Source organism: Streptomyces sp. SID8374 (assembly GCF_009865135.1).
GTDB lineage: Bacteria > Actinomycetota > Actinomycetes > Streptomycetales > Streptomycetaceae > Streptomyces.
This window is the reverse complement of record NZ_WWGH01000001.1, coordinates 4,651,691-4,670,093: the sequence shown is the minus strand read 5'-3', so window position 1 is coordinate 4,670,093 and position 18,403 is coordinate 4,651,691. Positions and strand designations below refer to the sequence as shown.

The window sequence follows — 18,403 nt, the reverse complement described above, 5'->3', positions numbered from 1 at the left end:
ACGCACCCGTGCACCACCACGGTTACGCCTGGCTCGGGGAGAAGCGGACGTTCGACAGGGAGAGCATCCGCCGACCTCCGGGCCAGGCCCCGACGGCGACCAGCGATCCGGACGTGCACGAGCGGTACCGGGAGGCCGTGGCCGCCTTCCCGGCCTCCGACGTACCTCCGCTCCAGACCTCGCACTGGCTCATGAAACCGGCCTCGACGATCCGGGGGACCTGGGAGGAGCCGAAGGAGGCGGGCGCGTGGCTGGGCCTGCAACTCACCGAGTTCGCGCCCCGGTTCGCCTCCGAACAGGACCGGGAGGCGACCAGACTGGTCCTCCTGGTCAGGGCGGCGGTCGACCGGCTCGCGTGGGGCGGGGACGTGTCCCTCGGCCACTACCTGCGGGGCACGGTCTTCCACTCCGTCGCCCTGGTGACCTGCTCCCCGAACCGCAGCGCCCCCGCTCTGCCCTGCCCCGCCCGGCAGACCGGCTCATGACGGGACCGAGTACGACGACGCGTTCACCGCCGCCGTCGTGGGTAGCAAGACCTGGGAGCCGCGACTTCTCCTCTCCTCAACTGGCCGGCTACGAAAGGGCGCCCGTGACGAAGACGAAGCCTAACGAGACCGAGGCCCAGACCCCCCGCTGGTTCACGTCCTCGTACAGCGACAACGGCGGCGCGTGCGTCGAGGTCGCCACCAACCTTGCCGCCCCGCACGGGATCGTGCCCGTCCGCGACTCCAAGCACGCCACCACGGGCCCGGTCCTCACCGTCCCCGCCGCCGCGTTCACCACCTTCGTCGCGGGCGTCCGCGCCGGGGAGTTCGACGCCGCCTGAGCGGCCGCCGACCGGCCGCACGAAGGCTCGGCAGGGAAGCCTCATCGCTCGTGTGCGATGGGGCTTCTTCCGGGTATGGCTGTCCGGAATCGACGGAGGTTCCGATGCAGGCCAACCCACTGCCCCACCTCGACGAGCACGCGACCGTCATCGCCGCCGAGGCCGACGACGTCTGGCGCGGGCTGTGCGCGGAGTTGGAGCGGGCCTTCTCGCGGGGGCCCGCCGCCGTCTACGCGCGGCTGGTCCGGGCGGCCGACACCCGGTCGTCCGGGCCGCGCCCGCTCGCCGAAGGGTCGGCGTTCCCCGGCTTCCGGGTGATCGCCGCCTCGCCGGGGGAGCAGCTGACCCTCCAGGGGCGCCACCGCTTCTCCTCGTACCTGCTCATCTTCCGGCTTGAACCCGACGGCCCGGGCCGCACCCGCCTGCGGGCCGAGAGCCGGGCCGCGTTTCCCGGGCGGGCGGGGCGTGCCTACCGCCGGATCGTCTTCGGGTCGGGCGGGCACGCGATCGGGATGCGGCGGCTGCTGGCGGCGGTTCAGCGGGCGAGCGAGCGGCCGGGGTGACCGGCGGCTCTCCCCGTACAAGTACCGCTTGCCGCCTGCCCGTTCCCGTACCGCCTACCCGATCCTCCCCTCCCGCGCAAGCGGCCGTCCGGGCCCTTCTAGGCTGTGGCCCATGCCCACGCCACCCGCATATGCCCTCGTCGCCACCGACCTGGACGGCACCCTGCTGCGCCCGGACGACACCGTCAGCGCCCGCTCCCGCGCCGCCCTCGCCCTCGCCGCGTCGGCTGGGGCCAGGCACCTGATCGTCACCGGGCGGCCCGTGCCCGGGATACGGGCGCTGGTCGCGGACCTGGCGTACAGCGGGCTCGTCGTGTGCGGTCAGGGCACGCAGCTGTACGACGCCGACAGCGCGCGGCTCCTGCGCTCGGTCACCCTGGACCGGGAGGCCGCCGACACCGCGCTCGGCAAGATCGAGGCGGAGGTCGGGGCGGTGTTCGCGGCCGTGGACCAGGACGGGGTGGACGGCGTCACGCTGATCGAGAACGGCTACCGGATGCCGAACCCGACCCTCCCCGCCCTCTGCGTGGACTCCCGGGACGCCCTGTGGGAGCGGCCCGTCATCAAGGTGCTGGTCCGCCACCCGGAGCTGGGCGACGACGCGCTGGCCGCCGCCGCGCGGGGGGCCGTGGGGGATCTGGCGAGCGTCACCATGGCGGGGCCCGGGACCGTTGAGCTGGCTCCGTACGGGGTGGACAAGGGGACCGGGATCGCGGCGGCGGCCGAGTTGCTGGGGGTCGGGGCGGAGGGGACGGTCGCGTTCGGGGACATGCCGAACGACCTGCCGATGTTCCGTCGTTCCGGTCACCGGGTGGCGATGGGCAACGCGCACCCGGAGCTGCGGGCGGCGGCGGACGAGGTGACGTCGACCAACGCGGAGGACGGGGTGGCGGCAGTGCTGGAGCGGCTGTTCGGCTGAAGCCACGTCCTACTGGTTACCGCGTTGCCCTGGTTGCCGCGTTGCCCTGATTGTCGTTGTCCTGGTTGCCGCGTCGCCCTGGTTGTCGCGTTGCCTAGTGCGCTCCGTCCCCCGGAAGGTCCTGTTCCGTCCACAGCACCTTGCCGTCCGGGCCGTGCCGGGCTCCCCAGTGGGCGGCGAGGCGGGAGACGATGAAGAGGCCCCGGCCGCCCTCGTCGACCGTGCGGGCGTGGCGCAGGTGCGGCGAGGCCGTGGAGCCGTCGTGGACCTCGCAGGTGAGGGTGGTGTCCAGGAGGAGGCGCAGCCGTAGGGGCGGGGTGCCGTAGCGGACGGCGTTGGTGACCAGTTCGCTGACGATCAGCTCGGTCGAGTCGACGGTGTCCTCGTCCAGCCCCCAGCCCTGGAGCCGGTCGCGGACGAGCAGGCGGGCGGTGGCGGGGGTGGTGCGCTCCTGGGCCAGGTCCCAGGTGGCGACCCGGTGTTCGGAGACCGTACCGGTACGGGCCAGGAGCAGCGCCGCCCCGGCGGAGCGGGTGTCGTCGGGGAGGGCGTACACGATGTCGTCGCCCAGTTGCTGGAGGCTGCGGCCGGGGCGGGCCAGGGTGCGGGTGATGCGGTCCTCTGCGTGCTCGTCGGCGAGGAGTTCGGACGTGCAGAACGCGAGGCGGCTGCCCTCCTCCAGGGTGACGGTGGCGGGCGCGAAGAGGGCACCGTCGGCGGCGAAGAGGCCCGGGCCCTCGGGGACGTCGAGGGGGACGGCCCGGCCGTCGGGGCCGACGATCAGGGGCGCGGGGTGGCCGGCCCGGGCGACCGTACAGGTCCGGGTGAACGGGTCGTAGACCCCGTACACGCATCCCGCCCGCAGCTCCTCGCCCTGGAGGGAGTCGCTCGGGGGCAGGGCCGCGCGTTCGTGGGCGAGGCGGTCGGCGGTCTCCTTGAGGCGGGCCAGTACCTCTTCCGGCTCCAGGTCGAGGCCGGCCAGTGCCTGGATGACGGTACGGAGCTGGCCCATGGCGATCGCCGACTGGAGCCCCTCCCCCGCGACGCCGCCCACGACGAGCGCCGTACGGGCCCCGGAGAGCGCGATCGTGTCGAACCAGCAGCCGCTGTCCCGGCCGGGCAGCAGCACATGGGCGGTCTCCACGGCGGCCTGGTGGCGTTCGGCCTGCGGGAGGAGGCGGCGCTGCACGGTGGAGGCGATGACGTGCTCACGCTCGTACCGGCGGGCGTTGTCGATGGCGAGGGCCGCGCGGGTGGTCGCCGTACCGGCGAGGGACACGTCCTCCTCGTCGAACGGTTCGGCGGCCCCGCAGCGGTAGAGGCTGACCAGCCCGAGCACGGCTCCCCGCAGGGTGAGCGGCACGACGATGAGCGAGTGCGCGCCGGTCGCCGCGAGGACGCGGGAGCCGTCCGGGTCGGCGTCCAGCCACGAGGTCTCGGCGGTGAACTGGACGAGCCGGGGCCGCAGATCGGCGACGGCGAGCGCGTACGGCGTACGGGGAGGGAGGCGGCGGGTTCCGCCGACCGGGTGGCCGCGGATCACCTCGTCCCTCTCGACGGTGTCGCAGCGGCCGCTCGCCGCGCGGCGCAGCGGGGTGTCGGGCGGCAGCGGGCCCACCGGCGGGTCGGCCCCGCGCAGGACCTCGTCCACCACCTCGATGACGGCGAGGTCGGCGAACCCCGGCACCAGCGCGTCGATGAAGGCCCGGCAGGTGGTGGCCACGTCCAGCGACCCGCCGAGCGCGTCGCGTACGGCACCCAGCGCGGCCTGCCTGGCCCGGGCCCGCTCCCGCTCGGTGACATCGACGACCGCGCTGACCAGGCCGAGGGCGGGGCTGCCGGGACCGCCCGGGCCGGGGCCGCCGGGACCGCCCGGGCCGTCCTTGGGGGCGGCCTGGGGGCCGACGTCCTTGGGGGCGGTCTCGGGGCCGGGCTCGGGCGCGTCCTGGGGGGCGGTCTCGGGGGCGTCCTTGGGGCCGTCGAGACGGTAGGCGGAGACCAGGAAGATCCGGTCGCCGGGGATCTGCCGGAGCCTGCCGCGTACAAGATGGTCGCGTACGGGCCCCTCCCCCGCGAGGACCCCTCGCAGGAGCTGCTCGGCCCCGTCCGGGTCGTCCAGCCGGAAGGCCTCGGTGAAGCGGAGCCCGATGTAGTCCTCGGTCCCGACGCCCTCGACGAGCGAGTTGGCGCGGACGAGCCTGAGCTGCGGGTCGAGGACGAGGAGGCCCACGGCGGACTGGGCGAACAAAGCCTTCAGGAGGGCGTCGTCCAGACCACCCGGAGGGGTTCCGGGCCCGGCCGGGGTATCGGCGTACGACACGGCTCCACCTACCCCTCAGGCTCCGGCGCGCCACTGCCCCGGAGCACCGGCACGTGCCGGACCAGCATCACCCGAGGCGACGGGGGCGGCCACCGGGGCGGGCGGCCCAGGGGACGACGGGTGGCCCGGGCGGAGGTCTGCGGTCCGGCGCCGGCGCCCCGAAGTGTTCGACGAACATCCGATCGGTTCGACACACGTTCGGGCAGTCTCCGGGCTTCCGGCCTGTCCCCTCCCCTCCTTGATCGTTCCCTGGGGGAGACAGCGGCCAGGGGTGGAGAGGAACCGAGCGATGCGGACATGCGAGGCCGGGGCCGCCCCCTGGCCCACGAAGGTGTTTCCCTCCGGGCTCGCGGGGGCGCGGGGCCGCATGGTCTCCGCCCTGGCGGCCCGGGTCGGTGCGGACGGCGCGGTGCGTGACCCGTGCGGCAGCCGGGTCCTGGAGTCGGCCTTGGCCGCCGCGCTGCTGGAGCGCACGCCGTCGCCGGGTGCCGGTGCCGGGGCCGTACGCGAGTTCCTCCGTACACGGATGGCCACCGGGGCGGTCGAGGCCGCGGAACGTTCGCTGGCCGCCGCGGTGCTGGACCGGCGGGCCGTCGCCTCGCCCGGCCCCCTCGTCCGGCAGGTGACCGACACGGCACCGGACTTCACCGCCCGGCGCAAGCAGGCCCTGGTCCACACGTTCGCGGCGGCCGTCGACGAGGGGTTCCTCCCCTCCTGGGACGAGGCCGCGTTCGACCTGTCGGGGCTCCACAGCTGGGCCGCGGTGCAGGTGACCGCGAGCAAGGTGATCCTCGCCCGGGCCACCGGGAACACCGCCCGGATCAGCGACGAGGACGTACGGCTGCTGCTGGACACGCAGGGCCGGCCGCACCTGTGGGAGGGCAACGTCCTCATCCACCTGTCCGTCCTGCACGCGCTGTCGGGGCTGCCCGGGACCGAGGCCACCGTCCGGCAGGGGGTGAGGTGCGTCCTGGAGCACCAGCGCTCCGACGGGGGCTTCCCGTTCGTGACGGACACCGACACCTGGTGCACCGCCACGGCGGGCGTCGCTCTGGCGGCCTCGGGCGCTCCGCAGGACGTGCTGGAGCGGATCGCGGCCCACCTCGTCGGCCGCCAACTGCCGGGCGGGGGCTGGTCCTACACCGATCTGTCGTGCCAGGCGGATGTCGACGACACCTCCGTCGCCGTGCAGTTCCTCCACTCGCTGGACCCCGTGCGGTACGGGGAGCCGGTGAGCCGGGGGCTCACCTCGATGCTCTCGGTGGCGGCGCCGGACGGCGGCTTTCCCACGTACGTGGCCGGGGCGCCCTCCGAAGCCTGCATGACCGCCGCCGTGGTGGACGCGCTCACCGTCCGGCCGGCGGCCCACGCGGACCGCGTCCGCGCCGGGCTGCACCACCTCGCGGCCCGGCAGCGGGCCGACGGCTCCTTCCCTCCCGACTGGAGCAGCAGCCGCCTCCACACGGTCTTCCGGGCCCTGCTGGCCGCCTCGCGCCACCCCCGGGAGCAGCCCGCCGACGTGGCCCGGATGGTCCGGCGGAGCATGCGCCTGGTGCTCACTCGGCAGAACGGCGACGGCGGCTGGGGCGGGCAGGAAGGCGAGGCCAGTGACGTCATCAGCACCGCTTACGGCCTGATCGCCGTGTGCGGCCAGGACGATCCGCGTCCTGCGGCCGCCGCGGCGGCCTTCCTGGTCGAGGCCGAGCGGAACGGAACCGTCCGGGGCGCGCGCCCCGACTCCATCGGCCCCCGCCCGTTCGTCTTCTCGGTTCCCGTCCTGGCGGACATCTTCACCGTGCTGGCCCTCGGGCACCTCGCCCACCGGACCGCCCCGGTGGGCGACGACATCTCCGGCAGGGCTCTGGCGGGCGTCCGATGAGCGGGGGCGGCGGGGGCGCGTGGGTGGCCGGGGTCGTCGGGGCTGGCGGGGCTGGCAGGACTGCCGGGGTCGTCGGTGTCGCGGGGGCGGCCGAGGTCGTCGGAGTCGTCGGAGCCGTACCGCAGGCGTCTGGCGGGCGCCCGTCCGGCCGGGTCGTCCCCCGGCACCTGGGGATCGTTCCGGACGGCAACCGGCGCTGGGCCCGGCAGCACGGGGTCCCGGCCCGGGAGGGGTACCGGCGGGGAGCCGAGCGGACCGTCGAGGTGCTGCGGTGGTGCGAGGAGGCGGGGGTGGAGACGGTCACCGTCTGGGCCCTCTCCCAGGACAACGCCGCCAAGCGGCAGGAGCTGCCCGTGATGCTGGACGGGATCACCGCCCTCATGGACAGCGTCACGGCCGCAGGGGCCTGGGACGTCAACGTCCTGGGATCGCCCGGGCAGTTGAGCACCCTCGGGCTGGCGGACCTCTCCGGCCGGTGCCGGGGCTCGGCCGGGACCGGGGGCGGCGGCCGACTGCGGGTCAACCTCGCGGTGGCGTACGACGGGCGGGAGGAGATCGTCGCCGCCGCCCGCGCCGTACTCGCCGAGAGCGGGGCCGAGGGCCTGGACAGCGCGGCGGTCGGCCGCCGCCTGGAGCGCTGGGGGCAGCCCGACTGCGACCTGATCCTGCGGACCTCCGGCGAGCAGCGCCTCTCGGGGTTCCTGCTGTGGCAGAGCCTCACCGCCGAACTGCACTTCAGCCCGGAGCAGTGGCCGGACTTCGACCGGGCCGCCTTCGACGCCATGCTCGCCTCGTTCGCCGGCCGCGAGCGCAGGTTCGGCGCATGACGGGTGACGGGAAGGCGGGGGGCGTGGCAGGCGGCGGGCAGGTGGTGGCCGTGGCAGGTGACGGCCAGGTTCGGGCCATGGCGGGCGGCGGGCAGGTCCGGGCCGTGACCGGCTGTGGACAGGCGTCGGCCCTGACCGACGGCGCACAGGACCCGGCCCCGACCGGCTGCGGACAGGCCCCGTCCGTGACCGACGGCCCACAGGTCCCGGCCCCGACCGGCTGCGGACAGGCCCCGTCCGTGACCGACGGCCCACAGGTCCCGGCCCTGGTCAACGACACACAGGCCTCGCCCCCGACCGACGGCGGCGCGGACACCCCGTACGCGCTGGCGGCGTACGCCCGGCGGCATCTGCTGCGGCTCGCACCGGCGGTCGGCGACCACCCGATGGCCGAGGAGCTGGAGGCGGACGTACGGTCCTGGGCGACCGGCCACGGACTGAGCGGACCCGGCGACGACGGACTGGAGCGCCGCAGGATCGGCCGCCTGGTAGGCCGGTGCATGCCCGGCGCGCCCTTCGGGGTGGCACGGCTCGTCGCGCGCCACCTGGCGTGGGTGTTCCACTTCGACGACACGGTGGCCGAGCACGCGGACCGGCTGGCCGCGCACCAGGCGTGGGACCCGCCCGCAGTCCTGCGCTCCGGCCGCCTGCCCGCCGGGGCGCCCGCCTGCGCCCACTTCACCTCCCTCATCTCTCTGCGCGAGGACATCGTGGCCGCGGGCGGCGCCGGACTGCTGCCGCTCCTGGCGGACGGGCTGCGGCGGTACGCCGAGAGCTGCGCGCGGGAGGCGCCCTGGCGGGCGTCGGGTACTCCCCCGACGCTGGCGGAGTATCTGGCGCAGCGCGTCCACACGTCGGGCGGCCACCCGATGTACCTGCACCTGCTGGCCCCGGGCATGCCCTCGGGCCACGCCCCGCTGACCGCCCCGCTGACCGGACTGGCCGAACTCGCCTTCCTCATCGGCGCACTCGCCAACGACCTGCTCGGCCACGCCGCCGAACAGCGGCAGGGCGACCCGGTGAACGCCGTCACCGTCCTCGCGCACGAGTACGGGCTGCCCGCGCCCGAGGCGTACCGGGCCGCGGTGGTCCTGCACGCCGGACACCAGCACCGCTTCGACGCCGCGTGCGCCGGACTGCTGGCCGACGCCACCCTCTCCGAGGCCCAACGGCGGTTCGTGCACGCCGTCATGGGCTGGGTGGCGGGAAGCGCCGCGGCCGTCGAGCCCTACTGGCACCACCTGCTCGCCACGCACCCGACCCGAGAAACAGGCTGATCACCGTGGACACCCACCTCCCCATCGCTACTGCCGCCGAAGCCGCCACAGGCCCCACCGCCGGCACCGGTGCCGGCGGCGGCGACGCCCCCGCCACCGTTGTCGTCGTCGGAGCGGGGATCGCCGGACTCACCGCCGCCTGGCGTCTGCGCCAGGCGGGCCTGCGGGTACGCGTACTGGAACGGGAGCCCGCGGCGGGCGGCCGCATGCGGACCGTGGACCACGAGGGCTTCCGTATCGAACTCGGCGCCAGCATCCTCGGCCGCAACTACACCGGCATGCTCCGCCTCATCGAGGAGCTGGGTCTGTCCCACCAGTTCGGCCCCTCCAGCACCCTGTGCGGCTTCGACCGCGACAACACCGTCCACCGCCTGCGCACCGACTCCCGGGCCGACCTGCTCCGCACCCGGCTGATCGGCCCCCGTACCAAGGCGGCGGTGTTCCGCGCCCTCCCGAACTTCCTGGCCCACCGCAAGCGCCTGGACTGGGACACCATGGACCGGAACACCTACCTCGACACCCTCAGCGCCACCCAGTACGCCCGGCGCCACCTCACCCAGGAGGCGATCGACCACCTCTGCGAGCCGCTCTTCGGCGGGGGCATCGTCCTGGCCTCGCCGGACCGCATGGCCGCCGCCGACATGCTGTTCTACACGGCGAAGCTGCTCGTCCCGCACTTCAACAGCCCGCAGGGCGTCGGGCTGCTGACCCGTACCCTGGCCGACCGCCTCGGCGTGGAGCTGAACACCCGGGTCACCGCCGTCCGCCGACAGCCCGACGGGCTCTCCGTCACCTGGCAGGGCGAGGACGGGGAGGAGCGCTCCGACCGGACCGACGCCGTGGTCGTCGCCGTCCCCGCCCCGCAGGTGCCGGGCATCCTGCCGGAGCTGACGGCCCCCGACCGCGACTACCTCTCGTCCCTCCCCTACTCGCGGGCCCTGATCGTCTCCCTCGGCCTCGAACGCCCGCCATCGGAGAAGGCCTTCGCGCTCTTCCTCGCCCAGCGGGCGCACCCCGCGCTGGTCGGCATCGAACTCCACCACAACAAGATCCCCGGCCGGGTCGACGACGGCCGCGGGCTCGTCACCCTCCACCCCCGGCAGGAGTTCACCGACCGCTGGTGGGACGCCGACGACCGCACCGTCGCCGAGCAGGCCGTCACCGCGGCCGCCGCCGTCTTCCCGGGCCTCCGCGAGACCGTCCTGACCAGCCACGTCAGCCGCCAGGACCCCGCGCTCGTCGTCCGCCCGCCCGGCGGCTACGCGGAGCTGCGCGCCTTCAACGCCCGCCGGCGCACCGCCGACCCCCGCATCCAGCTCGCGGGGGACTACTTCGGGCCCTCCAGCACCTACGGCGCGCTGCGCTCGGGGGAGCAGGCCGCCGCGCGCATCCTCAGCCACCTGTCCGCCGGGCGCCGGGGGTAGCGGGCGGATCAGCTGCCGAGGGCGACCTCGGCGGTGACCACCATCGGCGTACGGTCGTCCGCCTCGGCGAGCAGTCCGCCGCCCGGGGCCCGGGCGGGGAGGTCGGGGAAGTGGCTGTCGTAGCAGGTGGCCAGGGCGAAGCGGAGGCCGCCGAGTTCGAACCGCCCGTCCTGGTCGCCGGGCGCGAACACGGCGTTCTCCTGCTCGTGGAGGTGCTGCTTGAGGTAGGTGGTGAGCAGCGCGCCGTCGGGGCCGTAGACGAACGTGCCGATGGCGGGGGGTGTGGCCGAACCGCCGCTCCTCACCGCGCAGTTGACCACCATGGCGATGCCTGTGGACCGGAGCGCGTCCAGCCTCGGGTCGTCCGCGTCCGGCACCAGGAGGGCGGGGCCGCGGGACAGCGCCGCCAGCTCGTAGCCGGTGAGGGCGAGTTCGGGGAGTACGAGGAGTTCGGCGCCCTGGTCGCGAGCCTGGCCGGCGAGGGTGGTGAGCCGATGGACGTTGGCCGGGATGTCCGCCGGGGCCGAAGTCAGCTGGGCTGCGGCTATCTTCATCGGGCGAGCGTGCCATGGGGGTGCCCGTCGCCCGACGGGTCCGACGGGCCCGACGCCTCCGCCCCCTCCTCCGCCTCACCCTCCACGTCCAGTTCGAGCCTGCCGTCGAGGACCAACAGGGCCTCGGGCTCGGCGTGCCGCTCCTCCTCGACCGGCAGCCCGTCCATGCGCAGGACCTTCACCGCGGCCGTCCCCACCCGGCCGAGCACCGTGGAACTCCACGCCCGGGGCAGGGCTGCCGCTGAAGGTGGCGCGTCCTGAGCTCGCGAGCGACCCGCACTTCCGGGAGCGGTTCCGCGCGGAGGTCGCGGCGGCCCGGAGCGTGGGCGGCTTCCACACGGCCCCCGTGGTGGACGCGGACCCGGCGGCTCCGGCGCCCTGGCTGGCCACGGCGTACGTTCCCGGGCCCACTCTCGCCGCGCTGCTGGAGGCCGAGGGGCCGATGGGCGAGGCGCGGCTGCGGCAGCTGGGGGCGGCGCTCGCCGAGGCGCTCGCGGCGATCCACGGCTGCGGCCTGGTCCACCGCGACCTGAAGCCCGGCAGCATCGTCATGGCCCCGGACGGGCCTCGGGTCCTGGACTTCGGCATCGCGCGGGCGCTGGAATCGACCCGCCTCACGACCACCGGCACGGCCTTCGGGACGCCGGGGTTCCTGGCGCCCGAGCAGGCCCTAGTACCCCGGCGCCCCCACCGCCCGCAGCACATGGGCCACCAGGTCGGCGATCATCTCCTCGTCCTGGACCGGCTTGCGCAGGACGTGGCGGTAGTAGACGGGGCCGTACAGCATCTCCACGGCCAGCAGGAGGTTCGCGCCCGGCGGGATCTGGCCCTGGTCCTGGGCGGCGCGCAGCCGGGCCACCGCCTCCTCGACGCGCGGGTCGACCAACTGGTCCCTCAGCGCCTGGGCGAGGACGTCGTCGCGGTGGAGTTCGGAGAGGATGCCCGCGTAGGCCGGGCCGAAGGGCGGCACGGTGAGGAGCTTGACCGCGCCCGCCACGTGGGTGCGCAGGTCGGCGCCGATGTCGCCCGTGTCCACGAACGGCGTGGCGTCCACCAGGGCGTCCGTGAACGCCTCCAGCAGGACCGCCCCTTTTGACGGCCACCAGCGGTAGATCGTCTTCTTGCTCACCCCGGCGCGGGCCGCGATGGCCTCTATCGTCACGCGCCCGTACCCCTTCTCCGTGCAGAGGTCGAGGGCTGCCTGCAACGTCGCGCGGCGTGCTCTTTCGCTGCGACGCAGGCTACTGGGCGGTGTGATCATCCGGTGAGCATAGGACGGTTTGAGCCATTCCTTATTGACAGGTCGTCGTCATAGGCCGAACAATACCCAAGCGGAAACGGAACGTACCGTGTCGTGTCGTTCCCACCCTCCGCACCGTTCGTGCCGTTCGTGCCGCGACGAGCCGATCGGGGGACGGCTCGCCCGGCCGACGGCATGGACGACCGCTCACCGATCCGATCCGGCCAGGAGACGACCTCGTTCGCCCGCTCAGGCCGTGATGTCCTTCGCCGTGAAGCGGGCCCAGGCCGCCGAGCCGAACACCGCCGCGTACAGGCCCTGGAGCTGGAAGTTCTTGCTCAGCTCCTCCCAGTGGACCGGCTCCCGCAGGACGTCCGCGAACGACATCCAGTAGTGGGAGAACAGGTAGGGGTGGACGGCGCTCAGCTGCGGGATGCTGTCCAGAATCTGCACCGTGATCAGCAGCCCGACCGTCGCCGCCATCGCCCCGATCCCGCTGTTGGTCAGCGTCGAGACGAACAGCCCGAGCGCGGCGAACCCCACCAGCGAGGCCGCCACCACCACCGCCGTCAGCCCGGCCCGCACCAATCCCTCGCCGAAGCTGATCCGGGTCCCGGAGATCGTCGTGACCTCCCCCACCGGGAAGAGCAGCGCCCCCACCGCCAGCGCCGAGGCCGCCACCACGAACGTCGCGACCAGGCAGAAGGTGAGGACCGAGGCGTATTTGGCCAGAAGCAGCCGGGTCCGGCCCGCCGGGGCGACCAGCAGATAGCGCAGGGTCCCGGCGCTCGCCTCCCCCGCGATCGCGTCGCCCGCGATGACCCCGACGGCCATCGGGAGGAAGACCGGGAGCGTGGCGGCGAGGGCGGCGAAAACCAGGAAGAGGCCGTTGTTGGTCACCTGCGTCAGGAACGCCGGGCCTCCCCCGCCGTCCGGGCCGCTCCCGGATTTGCCTCCGCCGCCCGTCTCGATGCGGACCGCGATCCCGATGAGTACGGGGACGGCGGCGAGCACCGCGAGGAGCGCGTAGGTGCGGTGGCGGCGGAGCATGGTGGTGACCTCGGAGCGCAGGATTCCGAGCGTCCAGAGGGGGTTGCGGGGGCGGGGCCCGATGCTTTCCGGAGCCATGTGGGTCTCAGCCTGCGACATCGAATCCCTCTCCCGTCAGTGCCACGAACGCGTCCTCCAGCGACCCGCCCTCGATCCCGAACGACCGCACCCGCACCCCGCCGCCCACCAGCGCCGCGTTGAGGTCCGCGAGGTCCACGGCGGTGGGCGGGGCGTCGGCGGTCAGCCGGTCGGCGGCCACGTTCAGGCCGGTGAGGCCGTGCTCGCCGAGGATGCGGGCGGCGTCGGCCGGGTCAGGGGTCGTCACGGCGAGCCGGCCACGGGTCCTCGCGGCGAGTTCGGCGACCGGGCCCTGGGCCAGCAGCCGGCCGCGGGCCATCACCGCCGCGTGCGTGCAGACCTGTTCGATCTCGTCCAGCAGGTGCGAGGAGAGGAACACCGTGGTCCCCTCGGCCGCCAGCTCCCGGACCAGGGAGCGGATCTCCCGCATGCCCTGCGGGTCGAGGCCGTTGGTCGGCTCGTCCAGGACGAGCAGGCGCCGGGGCCGGAGCAGGGCGGCGGCGAGCCCGAGGCGCTGTTTCATGCCGAGGGAGTACGCCTTCGCCTTCTTGGCCGAAGCGGCGGCGAGGCCGACCCGGTCCAGGGCGTGGGCGACGCGGGCCCGGCGGGTGCGCGGGTCGGCGGTGGGGTCGGCCCTGTCGTACCGCAGGAGGTTGTCGCGGCCGCTCAGGTAGCCGTACAGCGCGGGCCCCTCGATCAGCGCGCCGACCTCCGGGAGGACCGTACGGGCGGCCTGGGGCATCGGGTGGCCGAGGACCCTGGCCGTGCCGGAGGTGGGGTCGATGAGACCCATGAGCATCCGGATGGTGGTGGTCTTGCCGGAGCCGTTGGGGCCGAGGAAGCCGAAGACGCTGCCGCCGGGGACGGTGAGGTCGAGGCCGTCGACCGCCAGGTGACCGCCCCGGTAGCGCTTGGTCAGGCCGTGGGTCTCGATCACCGGGGCGGCGGGGCCCGGGGCCGTGCGCGGCGGGGCCGCCGCCGCTGTGTCCGTCATGCCGGTCGCACCTCTCAGCACATGCGGGGGCCGTTCCGCCCCACCGCGCGGATGCACGGCGGGGCGGAACGGCCAGGGAGGACCCGGAAGGCCTACGACCCCGAAGGCGTACGACCCCGAAGGTCTACGTGGCCCAGGAGGCCTACGTGGCCCCGGTGACCTACGTGGCCCCGGTGACCTACGTGACCCCGAAGGCCTACGTGACCCCGGGATACCTACGTGACCCCGAAGGTCCGCGTGACCCCGGGATACCTACGTGACCCGTAGGCCTACTTGGCGCCGTCGGCCGCCCGTACCAGCGCGTCCTTCGTCACCGCTCCGACATATACCTTGCCGTCGTCCGTCAGCAGGGCGTTGACGAGGCGGGTCTTGAAGACCGTGCCCGAGCCGAACTTCCCGGTGACCTTGTCGCCGAGCGCGTCCAGGAAGCCCTGGGCCTCCGCCGGGACGTCGCCCGAACCGGCCGTTGGCAGGCCCTTGCCGCCCGGGATCTCGATGGCGGCGATCGACGTCCAGCCCTCGCCGATGACGTTGACGCCCTCGGAGCCCGCGAGCCCTTCCAGGCCCGGGATCTGCCCGGAGAACTGCTCCGGGAGCGCCTTCCGGTCCGCGCCCTTCCCGTCCTTGCCGGTCTCCAGCTCGTCGGCCTCCGTCACCTTGGCGCCCTTGGGCGGGGTGAAGTCGAACGAGGAGGCGGCGGGCTTGGCGAAGTCCACCTTGGTGAAGCCCGCGTCGACCACGGCCTTGCCGCCGCTCGCCGCGGCCAGCGTGAACTTCAGCGGTACGCCGTTCTCCGCGTCCACCGCGATCCGCACCGAACCGACCGTGGAGCCGTCCTGCTTCGGCTTGATGACCAGCTGGTACGCGTCACGGCCCGCCACCTGCGCGGTGCCGTCCACGGTGACCGACGTGGTGTCGCCGACCGCCGCGAGCGCCTGCTCGGCGAAGTCCTTCGGGGTGGCGGGGGCGCCCTTGGGAGCCTTCGGGGACTCCTTCGCGCCGCCCGCGCCCTCGGGGGCCTCGGCGTGGTAGACCTCGTCGGACTTCGAGTCGTACGCCCAGACCTCGCCCTGGTTGTGGATGACGCTGTACTCGGAGGCCTTGCCGAGGATGGAGAGCCGCTGCTTCTCCGGGCCGTCGACGGCCACCCGCAGCGTGTGCGTGCCGGACGTCAGCTCCATGAGCTTGTCCTGCGGCGCCGCGGTGCCCTTGCCGTCGCCGTCGGCGCCGGGCAGGAACGAGCCCGCGAGGCCGTCGAGGGGCAGACCGAGGTCCGTGCTGATCTTGAAGGTTCCGGAGAGCTGCTCCTCGTCGGAAGCGGCGATCTTCTCGATGAGTTCCTGTGCGCTGATCTTCGGCAGGTCCGGGTCGCCGGAGTTGGCGAGCGCCGGGACGAGTCCGATGGTCGCCGCCGCCACCCCCGCGACCGCGACGGGGACGATGTAGCGCGCCGCCTTCCGGCGGCCCACGACAGTGCCCGTGGCCTCGCCGGTGGTCTCTGCGCTGTCGTTCGGTGCCATGTGTGCCCTACCTCCGTGGTCGGCGGCTTCCGTCCGGTTGCTCGTCCACTCCCTGCCGCCATGCTCACCCGATGTGGTCAGGAGTGGTTGGTATCCATCTGACCAAATCGGGCGGCCTGAAGCGTCAGCCCGGGGGATCAACCCGACTACTGCTCCGGTATGACAACCGGACGGGGTACATCAGCCATCCCGTAGGGGTAGAGCCCTATTGGATGACGTGTCGTCAACCAGGGGAACGCGGCGCCTGTGCTCTCAGCCCGCGCGGTGCACCACGGCGTCGCACAGCTCTTCCAGCGCGGACTTCGCGTACCCCTCGGGCAGCGGCGCCAGCGTGGCGCGCGCCTCCTGGGCGTAGCGGACGGTGTCCTGGCGGGCCTGCTCCAGCGCCGGGTGGGCGCGCAGTCGGCGCAGCGCCTCGGCAAGGGTGTCGTCGTCGCCGAGGTCGCCGTCCAGCAGCTCCACGAGCTCCACGTCGTCGGGCTTGCCGTCGGCCGCCGCCTGGGCGCGCAGCCGCAGCACCGGGAGGGTGGGGATGCCTTCGCGCAGGTCGGTGCCGGGGGTCTTGCCGGACTCATGGGTGTCGGAGGCGATGTCGAGGACGTCGTCGGCGAGCTGGAAGGCGATGCCGAGCCGCTCCCCGTACTGCGTGAGGATGTCCACGGTCCGCTCGTCGGCCCCGGCCATCAGCGCGCCGAACCGGCCGGAGACGGCGACCAGCGAGCCGGTCTTGCCGCTGAGCACGTCCAGGTAGTGGTCGACCGGGTCGCGGCCGTCGCGCGGGCCCGCGGTCTCCAGGATCTGGCCGGTGACCAGCCGCTCGAATGCCTCGGCCTGGATGCGTACGGCCTCGGGGCCGAGGTCGGCCAGGATGTGGGAGGCGCGGGCGAACAGGAAGTCGCCGGTGAGGACGGCCACCGAGTTGCCCCAGCGGGTGTTGGCGCTCTCCACCCCGCGGCGTACGTCGGCCTCGTCCATCACGTCGTCGTGGTACAGCGTGGCCAGGTGGGTCAGCTCCACGACGACGGCCGAGGGGACGACACCCGGCGCGTCCGGGTCACCGAACTGTGACGCGAGCATGACCAGCAACGGGCGGAACCGCTTGCCCCCCGCCCGCACCAGGTGCTGGGCGGCCTCCGTGATGAAGGGCACATCGCTCTTGGTGGCTTCGAGCAGCCCCGCTTCGACAGCGGCCAGGCCCGTCTGGACGTCGGCCTCAAGAGCCTGGTCCCGCACGTGCAGTCCGAACGGCCCGACGACGGTCACGAGGGCATCTCCTGTCTGCTGACGATCACACTCATTGTCGATGTGTCGCTGAGTCTCGAATCGACTTCAGCGTATCCGGTCTCGTATGGATCACCGTGGGCGGCTTCCCACCACCGCCGGTATGTTCGGGATCAGCTCATACGATCAGGAGTCTCCGCTTTGTCCCACACCACCGCCGACACCGAGCCGGCCCAGCCGCCGCCCGAGGACGACCGCGCCTTCTTCGGCCAGCCGCGGGGTCTGATGACCCTGTCGGGCCTGGAGGTCTGGGAGCGGTTCTCGTTCCTCGGCATGCAGGCGATCCTGGTGCTGTTCTTCGCCGACAAGGTGGCCAACGGCGGCATGGGGATGAACCCCGGCACCGCCGCCTCCGTCTCCGCCGCGTACGGGACCCTCGTCTATCTGGTCTCCGTGGCCGGCGGCTGGCTGGCCGACCGGATCCTCGGCTCGTACCGGGCCGTGCTGTACGGCGGCATCCTCATCGCCTGCGGCCACTACTCCATGGCCGTCCCCACCGACGCTATGACCTGGGTCGGGCTCGGCCTGATCAGCGCCGGAACGGGCCTGCTCAAACCCAACGTCGCCTCCATGGTCGGCAAGCTCTACCGCACCGAGGACGAGCGGCGCGACGCCGGCTTCGCCCTCTACTACATGGGCATCAACATCGGCGCCTTCGCCGGACCGCTGATCACCGGCTGGCTCGGCGACCATGCCAGCTGGCACTGGGGCTTCTCGGCCGCCGCGATCGGCATGACCTTCGGCCTCATCCAGTACGTCGCGGGCCGCCGTCACCTGGTCGGACGCAAGGAGGGCGCCGAATTCGCGCTCGCCCCGGCCGCCATGCGCCGCGCGGTGCGGCTGATCATCGGCGGGGCCGTCCTGGTCGCCGTCGTCGCGACCGCCCTGGCGCTGGCGGGCCGGCTCACCATCGACCGGTTCGTGGACGTGCTCACGGTGGTCTCGGTCATCGCGCCGATCGCGTACTTCGTGGTGATGTTCAGGAGCCCGCGCGTCACCGCGGAGGAGCGCGGCAGGCTGCGGCCGTACGTCGTGCTCTTCCTGGGGTCCGTCGTCTTCAACTTCATCCTGTTCCAGGCGTACTCGACGATGATCCTGCTCGCCTCGACCAACGCCCGCACCGAGGTCCTCGGCTTCACCTTCCCGGCCAGCTGGTACGCCTCCGCGCTCGGCGCCTTCGAGGTGGCGCTCGCGCCGGTGGTGGCCGCCACCTGGGTCAGGATGGGCCGCCGCCAGCCGCACGCCTCCAACAAGATCGCCTTCGGTGTGATCCTGGGCGGGCTGTCGTTCCTGCTGATGGTCCTGCCCACGTCCGGGCACGCGGACGACACGTACAAGATGGCCGCCTGGTGGATCGTCGGCTCCTACCTGCTGCTCGGGCTCGGTGACGTACTCCTGGAGACCTCCGGCCTCTCCGCCAGCAGCAAGCTCGCCCCGAAGGCGTTCGCCAGCCAGACGATGGCCCTGTGGTTCCTCTCCCTGGCCGTCGCCAACGGCATCCAGGCCCAGATCGTGAAGCTGTACGGCCAGGTCTCCAACCCGGCGTACTTCGGCGTCAACGGGGCGATCGCGGTGGCGGCCGGGGTGGCCATGATCGCCGCCGCGCCCTGGCTGAAGCGCACGATGCACCCCGTCCACTGAGGCGTCCACC

General features: G+C 73.6%; 16 protein-coding genes and 2 pseudogenes. 10 read left to right on the top strand and 8 right to left on the bottom strand.

From position 1 onward, the window contains the following. Positions 1-8 precede the first annotated feature (8 nt). The 4 genes from GTY67_RS20805 to GTY67_RS20790 all read left to right on the top strand — a co-directional run bounded on the left by GTY67_RS20805 (position 9) and on the right by GTY67_RS20790 (position 2,308). Entirely contained in the window at positions 9-485 is a 477-nt protein-coding gene (locus GTY67_RS20805; RefSeq protein WP_161279649.1) for a hypothetical protein, read from the top strand. 104 nt (positions 486-589) lie between these two features. Further along, the gene (locus GTY67_RS20800) at positions 590-826 is read left to right on the top strand and encodes a DUF397 domain-containing protein (protein ID WP_161279648.1); all 237 of its coding nucleotides are present in this window, start codon (positions 590-592) and stop codon (positions 824-826) included. A gap of 104 nt (positions 827-930) precedes the next feature. Continuing rightward, positions 931-1,389 (top strand): DUF2867 domain-containing protein, encoded by a 459-nt coding sequence (locus tag GTY67_RS20795; RefSeq protein ID WP_161279647.1) that lies wholly within the window; start codon positions 931-933, stop codon positions 1,387-1,389. Between the two features lie 112 nt (positions 1,390-1,501). Beyond that, on the top strand, positions 1,502-2,308 hold the full coding sequence (locus tag GTY67_RS20790) for an HAD family hydrolase (protein WP_161279646.1): 807 nt from the start codon (positions 1,502-1,504) through the stop codon (positions 2,306-2,308). Positions 2,309-2,402: 94 nt separating this feature from the next. On the opposite strand, the gene GTY67_RS20785 is transcribed toward GTY67_RS20790, so the two are convergent. Continuing rightward, positions 2,403-4,628, bottom strand: a complete 2,226-nt coding sequence (locus GTY67_RS20785; RefSeq protein ID WP_161279645.1) for a SpoIIE family protein phosphatase — start codon at positions 4,626-4,628, stop codon at positions 2,403-2,405. 289 nt (positions 4,629-4,917) lie between these two features. Between GTY67_RS20785 and GTY67_RS20780 the strand changes: the two genes are divergently transcribed. The 4 genes from GTY67_RS20780 to GTY67_RS20765 are packed head-to-tail and all read left to right on the top strand — an operon-like array spanning position 4,918 to position 10,035. Then, the gene (locus tag GTY67_RS20780) at positions 4,918-6,507 is read left to right on the top strand and encodes a prenyltransferase/squalene oxidase repeat-containing protein (RefSeq protein ID WP_161279644.1); all 1,590 of its coding nucleotides are present in this window, start codon (positions 4,918-4,920) and stop codon (positions 6,505-6,507) included. Continuing rightward, on the top strand, positions 6,504-7,334 hold the full coding sequence (gene uppS / locus GTY67_RS20775) for a polyprenyl diphosphate synthase (protein ID WP_237502665.1): 831 nt from the start codon (positions 6,504-6,506) through the stop codon (positions 7,332-7,334). Before GTY67_RS20780 ends, uppS begins: the two co-directional genes overlap by 4 nt. Beyond that, entirely contained in the window at positions 7,331-8,611 is a 1,281-nt protein-coding gene (locus GTY67_RS20770) for a terpene synthase family protein (protein ID WP_237502664.1), read from the top strand. Before uppS ends, GTY67_RS20770 begins: the two co-directional genes overlap by 4 nt. Before the next feature lie 5 nt (positions 8,612-8,616). Continuing rightward, on the top strand, positions 8,617-10,035 hold the full coding sequence (locus tag GTY67_RS20765; protein ID WP_161279643.1) for an NAD(P)/FAD-dependent oxidoreductase: 1,419 nt from the start codon (positions 8,617-8,619) through the stop codon (positions 10,033-10,035). Positions 10,036-10,043: 8 nt separating this feature from the next. On the opposite strand, the gene GTY67_RS20760 is transcribed toward GTY67_RS20765, so the two are convergent. After that, positions 10,044-10,589 carry a carbon-nitrogen hydrolase family protein gene (locus GTY67_RS20760; protein WP_161279642.1) on the bottom strand — a complete coding sequence of 182 codons (546 nt, stop codon included), beginning with the start codon at positions 10,587-10,589 and terminating at the stop codon, positions 10,044-10,046. A gap of 77 nt (positions 10,590-10,666) precedes the next feature. Further along, positions 10,667-10,822 (bottom strand): annotated as a pseudogene (locus tag GTY67_RS20755) (cupin domain-containing protein); the annotation flags it as partial. A 2-nt stretch (positions 10,823-10,824) separates the two neighbouring features. Between GTY67_RS20755 and GTY67_RS20750 the strand changes: the two are divergent. After that, positions 10,825-11,259, top strand: a pseudogene (locus GTY67_RS20750) (protein kinase); the annotation flags it as partial. Here the strand turns inward: GTY67_RS20750 and GTY67_RS20745 are convergent. From GTY67_RS20745 to GTY67_RS20725, 5 genes are all read right to left on the bottom strand, one after another. Continuing rightward, positions 11,260-11,850 (bottom strand): TetR/AcrR family transcriptional regulator, encoded by a 591-nt coding sequence (locus GTY67_RS20745; RefSeq protein ID WP_093687017.1) that lies wholly within the window; start codon positions 11,848-11,850, stop codon positions 11,260-11,262. 228 nt (positions 11,851-12,078) lie between these two features. Next, positions 12,079-12,978, bottom strand: coding sequence for an ABC transporter permease (locus GTY67_RS20740; protein WP_161279641.1), 900 nt, complete (start codon positions 12,976-12,978; stop codon positions 12,079-12,081). Next, positions 12,965-13,951, bottom strand: a complete 987-nt coding sequence (locus tag GTY67_RS20735; RefSeq protein ID WP_161279640.1) for an ABC transporter ATP-binding protein — start codon at positions 13,949-13,951, stop codon at positions 12,965-12,967. Before GTY67_RS20735 ends, GTY67_RS20740 begins: the two co-directional genes overlap by 14 nt. A gap of 269 nt (positions 13,952-14,220) precedes the next feature. Next, entirely contained in the window at positions 14,221-15,471 is a 1,251-nt protein-coding gene (locus tag GTY67_RS20730) for a DUF2092 domain-containing protein (protein ID WP_093687023.1), read from the bottom strand. Between the two features lie 252 nt (positions 15,472-15,723). Beyond that, a complete protein-coding gene (locus GTY67_RS20725; protein WP_093687025.1) occupies positions 15,724-16,734 on the bottom strand; it encodes a polyprenyl synthetase family protein in 1,011 nt (336 codons plus the stop codon). Between the two features lie 159 nt (positions 16,735-16,893). Between GTY67_RS20725 and GTY67_RS20720 the strand changes: the two genes are divergently transcribed. After that, entirely contained in the window at positions 16,894-18,393 is a 1,500-nt protein-coding gene (locus tag GTY67_RS20720) for a peptide MFS transporter (RefSeq protein ID WP_093687028.1), read from the top strand. The last annotated feature ends 10 nt before the right edge of the window (positions 18,394-18,403 follow it).